13 protein-coding genes are annotated in these 13,110 nt (G+C 73.3%); 9 read left to right on the forward strand and 4 right to left on the reverse strand.

Annotation, left to right across the window (positions count from 1 at the left end):
• The first annotated feature begins 188 nt into the window (after positions 1-188).
• The 5 genes from AB0F01_RS08915 to AB0F01_RS08935 all read left to right on the forward strand — a co-directional run bounded on the left by AB0F01_RS08915 (position 189) and on the right by AB0F01_RS08935 (position 4,222).
• Positions 189-2,498: an ATP-dependent DNA helicase UvrD2 gene (locus AB0F01_RS08915; protein WP_362091469.1), complete on the forward strand. Its 2,310-nt coding sequence runs from the start codon at positions 189-191 to the stop codon at positions 2,496-2,498.
• Between the two features lie 164 nt (positions 2,499-2,662).
• A complete protein-coding gene (locus AB0F01_RS08920; protein ID WP_362091472.1) occupies positions 2,663-2,977 on the forward strand; it encodes a hypothetical protein in 315 nt (104 codons plus the stop codon).
• A gap of 175 nt (positions 2,978-3,152) precedes the next feature.
• Positions 3,153-3,521, forward strand: coding sequence for a WhiB family transcriptional regulator (locus tag AB0F01_RS08925; protein WP_004983671.1), 369 nt, complete (start codon positions 3,153-3,155; stop codon positions 3,519-3,521).
• Positions 3,518-3,841, forward strand: a complete 324-nt coding sequence (locus AB0F01_RS08930; protein ID WP_362091475.1) for a hypothetical protein — start codon at positions 3,518-3,520, stop codon at positions 3,839-3,841. The genes AB0F01_RS08925 and AB0F01_RS08930 overlap by 4 nt, the downstream gene beginning before the upstream one ends.
• A 168-nt stretch (positions 3,842-4,009) precedes the next feature.
• Positions 4,010-4,222, forward strand: coding sequence for a hypothetical protein (locus AB0F01_RS08935; protein ID WP_362091478.1), 213 nt, complete (start codon positions 4,010-4,012; stop codon positions 4,220-4,222).
• Positions 4,223-4,288: 66 nt separating this feature from the next.
• Here AB0F01_RS08935 and AB0F01_RS08940 read toward each other — a convergent pair whose 3' ends face one another.
• Positions 4,289-5,656 (reverse strand): AarF/ABC1/UbiB kinase family protein, encoded by a 1,368-nt coding sequence (locus AB0F01_RS08940; RefSeq protein ID WP_362091481.1) that lies wholly within the window; start codon positions 5,654-5,656, stop codon positions 4,289-4,291.
• Entirely contained in the window at positions 5,649-6,863 is a 1,215-nt protein-coding gene (locus AB0F01_RS08945) for a ThiF family adenylyltransferase (RefSeq protein WP_362091484.1), read from the reverse strand. Before AB0F01_RS08945 ends, AB0F01_RS08940 begins: the two co-directional genes overlap by 8 nt.
• A gap of 209 nt (positions 6,864-7,072) precedes the next feature.
• On the opposite strand from AB0F01_RS08945, the gene AB0F01_RS08950 reads away from it, so the two are divergent.
• The 4 genes from AB0F01_RS08950 to AB0F01_RS08965 all read left to right on the forward strand — a co-directional run bounded on the left by AB0F01_RS08950 (position 7,073) and on the right by AB0F01_RS08965 (position 10,979).
• Positions 7,073-7,669, forward strand: coding sequence for a M48 family metallopeptidase (locus AB0F01_RS08950; RefSeq protein WP_362091487.1), 597 nt, complete (start codon positions 7,073-7,075; stop codon positions 7,667-7,669).
• Between the two features lie 139 nt (positions 7,670-7,808).
• Positions 7,809-9,515, forward strand: coding sequence for a TerD family protein (locus AB0F01_RS08955; protein ID WP_362091490.1), 1,707 nt, complete (start codon positions 7,809-7,811; stop codon positions 9,513-9,515).
• Positions 9,516-9,525: 10 nt separating this feature from the next.
• Positions 9,526-10,206, forward strand: a complete 681-nt coding sequence (locus AB0F01_RS08960) for an AIM24 family protein (RefSeq protein ID WP_362091493.1) — start codon at positions 9,526-9,528, stop codon at positions 10,204-10,206.
• A gap of 17 nt (positions 10,207-10,223) precedes the next feature.
• Positions 10,224-10,979 carry an AIM24 family protein gene (locus AB0F01_RS08965; RefSeq protein WP_362091495.1) on the forward strand — a complete coding sequence of 252 codons (756 nt, stop codon included), beginning with the start codon at positions 10,224-10,226 and terminating at the stop codon, positions 10,977-10,979.
• An 87-nt stretch (positions 10,980-11,066) separates the two neighbouring features.
• Here the strand turns inward: AB0F01_RS08965 and AB0F01_RS08970 are convergent, their stop codons facing one another.
• Positions 11,067-11,588 (reverse strand): NUDIX hydrolase, encoded by a 522-nt coding sequence (locus AB0F01_RS08970; protein WP_362091497.1) that lies wholly within the window; start codon positions 11,586-11,588, stop codon positions 11,067-11,069.
• Entirely contained in the window at positions 11,585-13,057 is a 1,473-nt protein-coding gene (locus AB0F01_RS08975) for a zinc-dependent metalloprotease (protein ID WP_362091500.1), read from the reverse strand. Before AB0F01_RS08975 ends, AB0F01_RS08970 begins: the two co-directional genes overlap by 4 nt.
• Positions 13,058-13,110 lie beyond the last annotated feature (53 nt).

Raw genomic sequence — 13,110 nt, forward strand, 5'->3', positions numbered from 1 at the left:
GCGACCCCGATCCACACAGTTCGAGCGACCTCGACCACACAGGCCCGAGGGGCCCGACCACACGAGCCCGAGGGACGCCGACCGCGCGAGCCGGGGCGGCACCGGCCGCCCGAGCCGCAGTGACGGTCGCATGATCCGGAGTCGCGCCGACCGCAGGGTCCCCAGCGGCGCCGGCCGCGGGAGCCCCCGTGGCACCGGCCGCATTAGTACGACTGCAAGGGGGTGCCTGTGGACAACCTGCTCACCCGTCTCCGGTGACCTGGCAGCATGGCTGTGTGACAGCAGCAACGCACTCCCCCCTCTTCCCGCAGGTACCGGACACGGCCGACGCGGTGCTCGAAGGGCTCGACCCCGAGCAGCGCGAGGTGGCCACCTCGCTGCACGGCCCGGTGTGCGTGCTGGCGGGCGCGGGCACCGGCAAGACCCGGGCGATCACCCACCGGATCGCCTACGGGGTGCGCGCCGGGATCCTCCAGCCGTCCAGCGTGCTGGCCGTCACCTTCACCAACCGTGCCGCGGGGGAGATGCGCGGCCGGCTCCGGCAGCTCGGCGCGGTCGGCGTCCAGGCCCGCACCTTCCACTCGGCGGCACTGAGGCAGCTCCAGTACTTCTGGCCGAAAGCGATCGGCGGTTCGCTGCCCCGGCTCGTCGACCGCAAGGTCCAACTGGTCGCCGACGCGGCCGCCGCCTGCCGCATCCGGCTCGACCGGGGGGAACTGCGGGACGTCACCGCCGAGATCGAGTGGGCGAAGGTCACCCAGACCGTCCCCGCTGACTATCCGCTCGCTGTCGCGAAGGTCTCGCGGGACGCGCCGCGCGACCCGGCGGAGATCGCCCAGCTGTACGCCGCCTACGAGGAGCTCAAGCGGGAGCGCGTCGTCATCGACTTCGAGGACGTGCTGCTGCTCACCGTCGCCGTGCTCCAGGACCGGCAGGACGTGGCCGAACAGGTGCGCGCCCAGTACCAGCACTTCGTCGTCGACGAGTACCAGGACGTCAGCCCGCTCCAGCAGCGGCTGCTGGAACTGTGGCTCGGCGACCGGGACAGCCTGTGCGTGGTCGGCGACGCCAGCCAGACGATCTACTCGTTCACGGGTGCGACGCCGGACCACCTCCTCGACTTCCGTACCCGGCACCCCGGCGCGACCGTGGTCAAGCTGGTCCGCGACTACCGCTCCACCCCGCAGGTCGTCCGGCTCGCCAACGGTCTGCTCGCCCAGGCGAGCGGCCGAGCCGCCGACCACCGGCTGGAACTCGTCTCCCAGCGGGCGGGCGGACCCGAGCCGGTCTTCACCGAGTACGGGGACGAGCCCGCCGAGGCCGAGGGGACCGCGCGCCGGGTCCGCGAGCTGATCGACGCGGGGGTCCCGGCGAGCGAGATCGCCGTACTCTTCCGCACCAACGCCCAGTCCGAGACGTACGAGCAGGCCCTCGCCGACGCCGGGGTGCCGTATCAGCTGCGCGGCGCCGAGCGGTTCTTCGACCGCCCCGAGGTGCGCCGGGCGATCGCCGCCCTGCGCGCCGCCGCCCGCTTCGGGGGGAACGACGCCCTGCTCGACGACGCGCCCGACCTGCCGTCCCAGGTGCGCGCCGTGCTGTCGGGGGAGGGCTGGACGGCGCAGCCGCCGGCCGGTTCGGGAGCGGTGCGGGAGCGCTGGGAGTCGCTGGCCGCGCTGGTGCACCTCGCCCAGGACTTTCTGGCCGCGCGGAGCGGCGCCACCCTCGCCGACCTGATCACCGAGCTGGACGAACGGGCCGGCGCGCAGCACGCCCCGACCGTGCAGGGCGTCACCCTGGCCTCCCTGCACGCGGCCAAGGGCCTGGAGTGGGACGCGGTGTTCCTCGTCGGCGTGGCCGAGGGCATGATGCCGATCACCTACGCGAGGACGGACGAGCAGGTCGAGGAGGAACGCCGGCTCCTCTACGTCGGTGTCACCCGCGCCCGGGAGCGCCTCCACCTGTCCTGGTCGCTCTCCCGTTCCCCGGGCGGACGCCCCAACCGGCGGCCCAGCCGCTTCCTGGACGGGCTGCGTCCCGGATCGGGCACCGGCCCCGGCCGTGCGGGCACGGCCGGCGCGGGCGGCGTGGAGCGCGGCTTCCCGGGCTCGAGGCCGGGTGCCGGGCCGGCGGGTGCCGCACAGCCGGCGCGGGGACGCAGGCAGCGCAGCCCCGCGCGCTGCCGGGTCTGCGGACGCACCCTCACCGACGGGGGCGAGCTGAAGCTGCTGCGGTGCGAGGAGTGCCCCTCGGACATGGACGAGGGACTCTACGAGCGCCTGCGGGAGTGGCGCGCGGAGCAGGCGCGGCGCAGCGGGCAGCCCGCCTTCTGCGTCTTCACGGACAAGACGCTGATGGCGATCGCCGAGTCCGATCCCGCGGACGAGCACGAGCTGGCCCGCATCCCGGGCGTCGGCATGCGCAAGCTGGGCCGCTACGGCGCCGACGTACTGGCCATCTGCGCAGGCCGCGAGGTCGCCGGGGGCAAAGATCAGGACTGATCCCAACTCGTCGAAAAAATAGTTTGCGCATGCCCCGGGAATCCCCCTAGGTTCTTAGGCACGGGAACGGAGGCCTTCTCGGAGGCCCTCATCCCGTGCTCTACTTGTCCATCTGAAGGACCGGCTCACCCCGGTCCCCGACGCGCCGAGAGGAGGCGAGCCCAGTGATCAGCATCAACAGCAGCTCCGTCGTCAAACTGACCGATCGTCCGGCCGTCTCCGTGTGCATGCTCGGCGCCTCGATCCAGGGCACCGGTGTGTCCGGCCTCGCCGCCGCACGCCCGGCGTCCTCCATCGCTCCCGCGGGCCTTGCCGTCCGTGAGCGCGACGTGCGACCGACCGAGGCACTGGAAGCAGTAGTGGCACAGGCCGAGGCCTATGCCTTTGCGGCAGCCGGTGCCGGATTCCGGAAGCAGACGACGCAGCACCACCTGATGTGGGCCTTCCGTGGGCCAGAACCCTGGAGTGATCCAGCCTGATGTATCAGGCCGGCGCCTTCAGGGCCGCGGAACCCCACCCGGGATCCGCGGCCCTTCTGTTTGTCCACGAACGTGGACGACACCGCTGAAGGCGCCTCGGGGCAGAGAGCACCACCCGGTACCAGCCGCCCTACCGGCCGACCGGCCGGAAACGACCAGACGAGGACAACGAACCGTGCAACTCGAAGCGCACGCCCCGTCCGTACCGCCGTCCGACACGATCCCCAAGCCTGGCTCCACGGAGGACCCGACCTTGACTCCGCTCACCGCGCTCACCGCGCTCGACGACGCCATCGAGAACCTCGGCGTGCCCGTCCCGTGCCGTTCCTACGACCCGGAGGTCTTCTTCGCCGAGTCCCCCGCGGACGTCGAGTACGCCAAGTCCCTCTGCCGTACCTGCCCGCTGGTCGAGGCGTGCCTCGCCGGCGCCAAGGAGCGGCGTGAGCCGTGGGGCGTCTGGGGTGGCGAGCTGTTCGTCCAGGGCGTCGTCGTCGCCCGGAAGCGGCCGCGTGGCCGTCCGCGCAAGAACCCGGTCACGGCATGAACACCCCGGGAACGATCGACCGCCCCCTCACGCACGACCCCCAGAAGCAGGCCCCGATGATCCCGTCCGCTCACGAGCCCTCCGGCTCCGCGACCGAAGACTTCACCACCAGGGGCGCGAACGACTCGCGCCAGAACAGGACCCGAGAGATGCAACTCATCCCCGAAGCCATGGCTCGTGCCCATATGCGCGAGCGGCTCGACGAGGCGCAGCGCGAGCGCCAGGCCGTACGCCTGGTGGCCGCGCGCCGCATGCAGCGCCGTGCCGAGCGCGCCTCCCGGCGCGCCCGCCGGGCGCTCGCCATGGCGGTCATGCAGTGACCGACGCCTCGTGAGCCGGGTCTCCCGCCACCGGGAGACCCACCCTCTTCCGCGGGGGCCGGTCCGTACCGAACGGACCGGCCCCCGCGCCGCGTCGTGCCCGCCCGGTGCGTGGCCGCGTCCCGCCGTGTGCCGGGCGGACGGTGAGGCGCGGGTTACGGTCGACGGATGACGAGTCGTCCCGAGGGCACCGCGGACGACGGCTCCGCGGCGGACCCGTCGAAGGCTCTGGTGTGCTCCCGCTGTGGGACCGTCGCCGAGACGCCGTCGGCGACCTGGACGCTGTCCGTGGAGGCCGGCGCCCGGCGGCACTACTGCGAGGCCTGCGCACGGGAGAACCTCAGGGCGATCGAGGGGCGCCTGGACGCGGAGTGGTGGTGAGACGGGGTGCCTCGGGTGGGGCGCCTGTTGTTCCGCCCCCACCCTCGGCGTGACGCGGGCCGCCTCTCACGCCTCGACGGCCGGCGCCTCCGGCACCGGGTCCTCGGGGAGGAACCCCGGCAGCCACTCCTCCAGTTCGTCCCGCAGCCGCACCGTCGCGCCGAGCTGGCACAGCACCCCGATCGTGCTCAGCGTCACCCGGTGGATCAGCAGGTACGCCGGGGGCAGGTTCAGCCTGCTGGCCAGCTGGTGGGCGGGGGAGCGGGGGTCGGCGATGCGGGCGGCCTGGGTGCGCATCCAGCCGCGGGTGAAGGCGAACGCGTCGGCCTGCGCCGGTTCGATGATCGGGAGCAGGTAGTCCAGGACCGCGTCCGGGTCCAGCTCGATGGACTCCTTCACGAAGCCCTCGGCGCACAGCATCGTGTAGACGGCCTCGGCCTCGCCGTCCAGCGTCATGCGCAGCGCCTCGCCGATGATGGGGGGCAGCCCGCCGGGCAGGCGGTCGACGGTGCCGAAGTCCAGTACCCCCAGCCGCCAGTCGTCCTCGCCCTCGGGGCCGCCGGGCAGCAGACGGAAGTTGCCCGGGTGCGGATCGGCGTGCAGCAGACCGGTGCGCGCCGGACCGGAGAACAGGAAGCGGGCCAGGAGTTGGCCGGCGCGGTCGCGCTGCTCCTCGGTCCCGTCCGAGATGACCTCCGACAGCGGGATGCCGTCCATCCACTCGGTGACCAGCACCTGCTCGCCCTGGTGCACCACGTTCGGGACGACGACGTCGGGGTCGTCGGTGAACTCCTCGGCGTGGGCCCGCTGCGCCTGGGCCTCCAGGCCGTAGTCCAGCTCCTCCGAGACCCGGTCCTTGAGTTCCGTGATCAGGGGCTTGACGTCCATGCCCGGGACCAGGGGGCCCAGCAGCCGCGCGAAACGGCTCAACTGGTTGAGGTCGGACAGCAGGGCCTCGCCGGCGCCCGGGTACTGCACCTTGACCGCGACCTCGCGGCCGTCGTGCCACACGCCCCGGTGGACCTGGCCGATCGACGCGGCGGCGGACGGCTTGTCCTCGAACTCCAGGAACAGCTCGCGCCAGCCCTCGCCGAGCCGCTCCTCCAGCACCGCGTGCACGGTACGGGTCGGCATCGGGGGCGCCGCTTCCTGCAGCTTGGTGAGCGCGGCCCGGTAGGGTCCCGCCACCTCCTCGGGCAGCGCGGACTCGAAGACCGAGAGGGCCTGGCCGAACTTCATCGCCCCGCCCTTGAGTTCGCCGAGGACCTTGAACAGCTGGTCGGCGGTGCGCTGCTGGAGTTCCCGGCCGACGAGCTCCGCGGACTCGCCCACGATCCGCTTGCCGAGCCCCCAGGTCGCCCGTCCGGCGATGCCGAGCGGGAGCGCGGCCAGCTTGGCGGTCCGGGTGACCGCCTTCCGGGGAAGTTCAGACATGCGCCCTCCAAGTCCCTGCCGACCGCTGGGCGCCCACCTGGCGGCGTGGCTCCTCGGACGGTCCTTGCCTGCCCATTGTTGCGCGTGCCCGACCCTTGCCGGAGGGGTGTTCCCGCTCACCTTTCGCCGCGGCTCCGCACGGACACGCGGCGTGGGCCCGGACCGGGCGGTGCTGCCAGTGCAGCGCCGGTGCGGTCACCTCCCACCGGGCGCCCGCACTCGTCGGGATCCGGCCGTCGAGGAAGGCCAGCGCGTGGGCCGCGGCCAGCCCGGCCACCGTGACCGCCAGGGCCAGGTCGCAGGCCCCGGCACGGCGCCGGCCGCCCGACCGCCACTGGGCGGCCAGGCGCGGCCAGGCCGGGTCGCGGTCGACGCGGTCCTGCTGGAGGCACCCCGCGCAGCCCGTGTCGCCGGGCAGCACCAGGGGCCCGACCACCCCGGTGCCCTCCACCACCCCGGCGTACAGATGGGGAGTACCGGAGGCCAGCAGGGGTTCGGCGGTCGACGGGTGCGGGGCGTGCACGGCGACGTCGTCGCGCGGGGCGAGCACGACCAGGCCGAAGCCGGGACCGTCCGGCCCGGTCCGGGCACGGGCGGGGCGCCGCGGGGAGCGCTCGGGTGCCGCCCGCCGGGCCGCACGGCGGGCGGCCTCGTCCCGGCGGTCCCCGACGGCCTCGGCGGGCAGCCCGCCGGGGGCGACGTCCCACGGTTCGACGCGTCCGGCGTCGCGCACGTCCACCTCGCCGACACCGGCCGCCGACAGCAACGACGCCAGGACGGCGCCCACCCGGCCCGCGCCCCGCACCTGCACCCGCGTCTCCCGGCGGGCGGCGAGGACCCGCAGCGCGTCCCCGGGGGCGGAGGTGGTGACCGTGAGGGCGGCCAGGTCGGGGCGGAGCCGGTCCAGGACCTCCGGCTTGCCGCGCAGCGCCTCGGCGCCCGCACCGCCGCCCGTGGCGTCGTCGAGCAGGCCGGCCCGGGAGAGTCTGCGCACCAGTCGGTCCGCGTGGCCGTCGGGCAGATCCATGCGCCGCCCCTCCTCGCGCAGCAGCTCCAGGCCGCGGGTGCCGTTGAGCAGCTCCAGGAAGCCGCCCGTCGCCGTGTCGACCGGACCGAGCGTCAGCGCGTGCGTCGGCGTCATGCCGAACTGCACGGTGTCGAGGTCACGCCAGCCGCGCCTGAGCGCGGGCTTCACCATCGGATGCATCGCTGGCCCCCCGTGAGCGGTTCTGGGTGTCGCCGGATCCGTGGGTGGTCCGGCAGGCGGTGCCAGCATGCCCGGCGGGGGCCGGGTGGTGCCGAAAGTTGTCCACAGGCTGCGGAAATCGTCGTACTAATCGCGCGCTTGGCGGGGTGAGCGACATTGACGCCTCCCGGAGCCGGGACTTCCCCGGGTGCAGCGGGTAACGTCGGGGCGTGCCCGCCGACCCACTGCAACGCGCCGGAACGCCACAGCGCAGCACGAAGAGCCAGCCGACGAACGGCTCAGGGGCGAGCGCGATCGAGGTCCGCAGGAGCGCCCGCCGACGCAGAACCGTCTCCGCGTACCGCGAGGGCGATCGCACCGTCGTGCTCATCCCCGCCCGGATGTCCGAGGCCGAGGAGAAGCGCTGGGTGAACGTCATGCTCGACAAGCTGGCCGCCCAGGAGAGCCGGCGCACGCTCGGCGACGCCGAGCTGGCCGAGCGCGCCGAGCGGCTGTCGGCGCAGTACTTCGACGGCCGGGCCCGGCCCGCGAGCGTGCGCTGGGTCACCAACCAGAACACCCGCTGGGGTTCGTGCACCCCGGCCGAGGGCAGCATCCGGCTGTCGCACCGCCTGCAGGGCATGCCCGAGTACGTCATCGACTACGTGCTGTGCCACGAGCTGGCGCACCTGCTCGTGCCCGGGCACGGCCCGAGGTTCTGGCGGCTGCTGGAGGCGTATCCGAGGACCGAGCGGGCCCGGGGCTACCTCGAGGGCGTGGCCGCCGCCGAACGCCTGCCCCACGTGTCGGACGCGCAGGGCGAGTAAGGACGCACCCCGCGTGAGCGCCCCCGGCGGGCGTCCGCGTGCGTTGTGTACCGGGTCTGTACCGACATCGTCCGATGTCGGCGATTGCCGTTAGCCTGGCGCGACGCACTCACACTCGGGATGGGGGACGGTCGTACGCATGGCCAGGGAATTCCAACGCGGCCACAAGGCCAGGATCAGTGACCTCACGGCGGGCACGGATCTGTACGTAGGCGTGCAGATCTCCGGCCCCGGGCTGACCTTCGACATCAGCTGCTTCGGTCTGGACGCCGAGGAGCGGCTGTCGGACGACCGGTACTTCATCTTCTACAACCAGCCGAAGTCCCCCGAGGAGTCCATCCAGCTGCTCGGTGCGCAGGCGGGCGACACGGAGTCCTTCCGGGTCACCCTCGACCGGATCCCGCAGCAGATCAGGAAGCTGTCCTTCACGGCGACCCTCGACGGCGCCGGCCAGATGTCGCAGGTCGGCCCGGGATACATCCGGATCGTGGCGGGCGGCGAGGAAGTGGCCCGCTATCCGTTCAGCGGGTCGGAGTTCTCCACCGAGCGGGCCGTGATGCTCGGTGACTTCTACTTCAAGGACGTCTGGCGGTTCGCCGCCGTCGGCCAGGGCTTCGACGGCGGTCTCGACGCCCTGCTGAAGAACTTCGGCGGCGAGGTCGCCGAGGAGGAGCCCGCCGCCGCACCGCAGCCCGAGCCGCAGGCCGGGGGCGCACCCGGCTTCGCCCCGCCCGCGCAGGCCGCCGCCCCGCCCGCCTTCGGCGTCCCCGCCGGCGGCCCGGCCCCGGCAGCCCCGGCCCCGCAGCCCGCGCAGGGCTTCGCGCCGCCGCCCGGTGCCACCCCGCCGCCGGCCCCCGCGCCCGCCGGGCCACCGCCCTCGGTGCACGCCGCGCCGACGATCGTCGCCCCGCTGCACACCCCGCCCGGCGGGTCGCAGGTGCCGCCGCCCCCGCCCCCGGCGCCCGCACCGCAGCAGCCGTTCGGTCAGCCCGGTCCCGGCCAGGCCGCGCCGCTCCCCCCGGGGTACGCCGCCCCGCCGCAGGCCCCGCAGGCGCCCGCCCCGCCGCCCGGCTACGGGCAGCCCACGCCCCCGCCGGGCTACGGCCAGCAACCGCCGCCCGGTCAGGTGCCGGGTCAGCAGCCCCCCTTCGGTACCCAGCAGGCTCCCGCGGGCGCCCCGCAGACCCCGGGTGTGCTCGGCGCGCTGCAGCTGTTCAAGGAGACCCCCACCGGACAGCGGTGGACCCCGCAGAACAAGAAGCTCATCCGCGTCGACCTCGGCATGGGCGGCCAGCCCGTGCTGGCCCGCCAGGGCAGCATGGTGCTGTACCAGGGCAAGGTCGACTTCAGCTACAAGGGCGCCGGCTTCACCGGACGCGTCGTCGGCAACGCCACCGGCCAGGAGATGCAGCTGATGCGCTGCACCGGCCAGGGCCAGGTGTTCTTCGCCGAGGACGCCACGATGCTGCACCCGATCGAGCTCCAGGGCGATGCCGTATGCGTCTCCGCGGAGAACGTCCTCGCCTTCGACGAGGGCCTCCAGTACGAGGTCCGCCGCATCGAGGGGCACGGCATCCCGGGCGGCGCCCTGTTCACCATGCAGTTCCAGGGCACCGGCACCCTCGTCGTCAAGACGCACGGCGTGCCCGTGGTCCTGCCGGTCACGCCCACCACGTTCGCCGACTGCAACGCCGTGGTCGCCTGGTCGGCCGCCTCCCAGGTGGTCGTCTCCAGCCAGGTGAGGATGCGCCGCAACTCCTACCCCGGGGACACGGGGGAGAGCGTCAACCTCCAGTTCCGGGGCGCTCCCGGCAACTTCATCGTCGTCCAGCCGTACGAGATCTAAGGAGCCCGTCATGAACCAGCCACCCGCGGGCTTCGCCCCCGCGCCCGTCGGCGCCCGCATGGAGAACCACGGCAACCACATGCTGAAGGTCGCCATGCAGTCCGGCCACGACCTCTTCGCCCGCGTGGGCTCCATGGTCGCCTACGAGGGTTTCGTCCAGTACGAGCCCAACCCGCCGGCCGTCCGCCAGATCGCCAAGGACTGGCTGACCGGGGAGGGCGCCCCCCTGATGAAGTGCTCCGGTGACGGACTGCTCTACCTGGCCGACTACGGCGCCGACGTCGTCGTGATCAACCTCAACGGAGACGGCATCTCGGTCAACGCGACCAACCTGCTCGCCTTCGACGCGCACCTCGCCTGGGGCGTGGAACGGGTCAAGGGCCTGGCGAAGTTCGCCGGCCAGGGCCTGTGGAACACCAAGATCTCCGGGCAGGGCTGGGTCGCCCTGACCTCCCGCGGCAAGCCGATCGTCGTCGACTGCGGCGGCGGGGAGGACGAGACGTACGTCGACCCGGACGCCCTGGTCGCCTGGTCCCCGAACCTCAAGGTGAAGGGCAAGCGCAGCTTCCGCGCCCAGTCGTTGATCGGCCGCGGCAGCGGCGAGGCCTACCAGATGGCCTTCTCCGGTCAGGGCATCGTCGTCGTCCAGCCCAGTGAGGACAGCACCGACCGTCTCCGGGTCCGGGGCTGAGGGGGAGCAACCACACCATGCAGAGCCCGCTTTTCGCCTACAACGACCAACCGACCCAGGACCGCTGGAGCCTGCAGAACAAGCACATGCTGCGGGTCGCCCTGGAGGGCCACGACGACGTGCTCGCCCGCAAGGGCTCCATGGTCGCCTACCAGGGCCTGATCGAGTTCGACGCCGAGTACCAGAGCCGCGGTCAGGCCCGGTCCCGCGCCCACACCGGTGAGGGCCTCGACCTGATGCGCTGTCACGGTCAGGGCACCGTCTACCTCGCCAACCTCGCCCAGCACATCCATGTCATGGACGTGGACCAGGAGGGACTGACGGTCGACAGCAGCTACGTGCTGGCGATGGACTCCGCGCTGCACCACGAGGTGATCGCGGTCGACAGCCAGTACGGCATCTCCGGCTCCGGCAAGTACCAGCTCAACATCACCGGCCGGGGCCGGGTCGCCCTGATGACCTCCGGCATGCCGCTGGTGATGCAGGTGACACCCGACAAGTACGTCAACTGCGACGCCGACGCGATCGTGGCCTGGTCCACCGCCCTGCGCGTGCAGATGCAGGCCCAGACGCACTCGTCCGGGGTCTGGCGGCGCCGGGGCAGCACCGGTGAGGGCTGGGAACTCAGCTTCATGGGCAGCGGCTTCGTCCTCGTCCAGCCCAGCGAACTGCTGCCGCCGCAGAACGCCCGGATCGGCTCGGGCCTCGCCGCCCAGTACGGCATGGGCCAGCAGGGCGCCCGCGGGCACAACCAGGGCAACGTCTGGAGCTGACGGACCGGGCACCGCGCCGCGGCAACGGCACCACGGAAGAGGGGGCGACCGCCCGGGCGGTCGCCCCCTCATCCGTGCGGTCGGCGCTCAGACGCCGAGCCGCGCACGGGCCGCCCCGACCAGACGGACGACGGAGGCGTCGGCCACCTCCGCCACCGCGTCGTAGGGGAACCAGCGCAGGTCCAGCGACTCGTCGCTGATCGCCTCGACCGCGCCGGACGGCGGCAGGGCCGCGTACTGGACGTCGAGGTGCCAGGCGCAGGGCGTCTCGTGGCGGTCCAGCCGCACGGGACCGCCGGGCAGCAGGGTCAGCCCCGTGATGCCGGACTCCTCGGTGCCCTCCCGCAGCGCGGCGGCGGCCAGCGTGGTGTCCTCGGGCTCGCAGTGGCCGCCCATCTGCAGCCACATCCGCAGCTTCCGGTGCAGAGTCAGCAGCACCCTCCCCCGCTCCGGGTCGATCACCAGGGCGCTCGCCGTCACATGGCCGTCCCGGCACGCCTTCCACATGCCGTCCGGGTGGGCGGCGAGGTGGTCGAGGTAGGCGTCGCGCAGTTCCGTCTGGTCCTCGTAGTCCTTGAGCACGAGGACCGCGTCGTCGTGGAGGGTCACTCGCCGCCGTCGCCCTTGCGCCCGTCCTCGCCGTCGGTCCGGTCCGTGCCCTCGGCCTCCCCGGCGCCGCCGTCCTTCTTGCGCAGGTCGGGCTTGCCGGCCGCCTCGCCGAGCATCTTGTCGAGCTCGGAGAAGTCGATGTGCTCGCGGTGCACGAAGCCGTCCGGGTCGTCCAGGTCCGTCGCCGTCGGCAGCATGTCCGGGTGGGCCCACAGTGCGTCCCGGCCGTCGACCCCGCGCGCGTCCGTGAGCGACGCCCACAGGCGCGAGGCGTCCCGCAGGCGGCGCGGACGCAGCTCCAGACCGATCAGCGTGGCGAAGGTCTGTTCCGCGGGACCACCGGAGGCGCGCCGGCGGCGCAGCGTCTCGCGCAGCGCGTCGGCCGACGACAGCCGGGGCTTCGCCGCCGCGTGCACCACCGCGTCCACCCAGCCCTCGACGAGGGCCAGCGCCGTCTCCAGCCGGGCCAGGGCGGCCTTCTGCTCGGGCGTGTCCTCGGGCTGGAACATGCCCTGCTGGAGGGCCTCCTGCAGCTGCTCGGGGTTCTCCGGGTCGAACTGGCCGACCACGTCCTCCAGCTTGCCGGTGTCGACCTTGATGCCGCGCGCGTAGCCGTCGACCGCGCCGAACAGGTGCGAACGCAGCCACGGCACGTGCGCGAACAGGCGCTGGTGGGCGGCCTCGCGCAGCGCGAGGTACAGCCGCACCTCGTCCTCGGCCACGCCGAGGTCCTTGCCGAAGCCGGCGATGTTCAGCGGCAGCAGCGCGGCCTTGCCGGCCGGGCCGAGCGGCAGCCCGATGTCGGACGAGCCGACCACCTCACCGGCCAGCACACCGACGGCCTGCCCGATCTGCGTGCCGAACATGGCGCCGCCCATCGAGCGCATCATGCCGATCAGCGGGCCAGCCATGGCCTGCATCTCCTCCGGCAGGACGTCGCCCATGGCGTTCCCGACGCGCTCGGCGACCGGGTCCACCAGCTCGCGCCACGCGGGCAGGGTCGCCTCGACCCACTCTGCGCGGCTCCACGCCACCGCGGAGGCCGCGCCCGACGGCAGCGACGTGGCGTCGTCGAGCCAGAGGTCGGCCAGGCGCAGCGCGTCGTCGACGGCCTTCCGCTCGGCCGGCCCGACGCTGGCGTCCTTCGTGCCGTCCGACGTGCCCTGCGCGACGGTCTGGCGGGCGATCTGCTTGGCCATGTCCCAGTTCACCGGGCCGCCCTCGTAGGAGAGCATCTGGCCGAGCTGCTGGAAGGCGGCGCCCAGGTCGGTGGGGTTCAGCGAACCGAACATCGCGGCGAACGGATTGTCCGCCCCGGGGCCGCCAAAACCGCCTGCTCCGGGCATGCCGAAGCCGAACGGGTTGGCCGGGCCCTGACCACCGCCGCTCTGCGGGTCCTTCTTCTTGCCCTCGTCGCCGTCGTCCGGCTCCTCCGGCGGAAGGCCGAATCCGAATGGGGTGTCACTCACGGGATTCCTCGGCTGGTAGGGCCGCCGGTTCTTTCCGGCGGCACGGCTGCCCG

The organism is Streptomyces sp. NPDC029526 (assembly GCF_040637405.1).
In the GTDB taxonomy this organism is placed as follows: Bacteria; Actinomycetota; Actinomycetes; order Streptomycetales; family Streptomycetaceae; genus Streptomyces.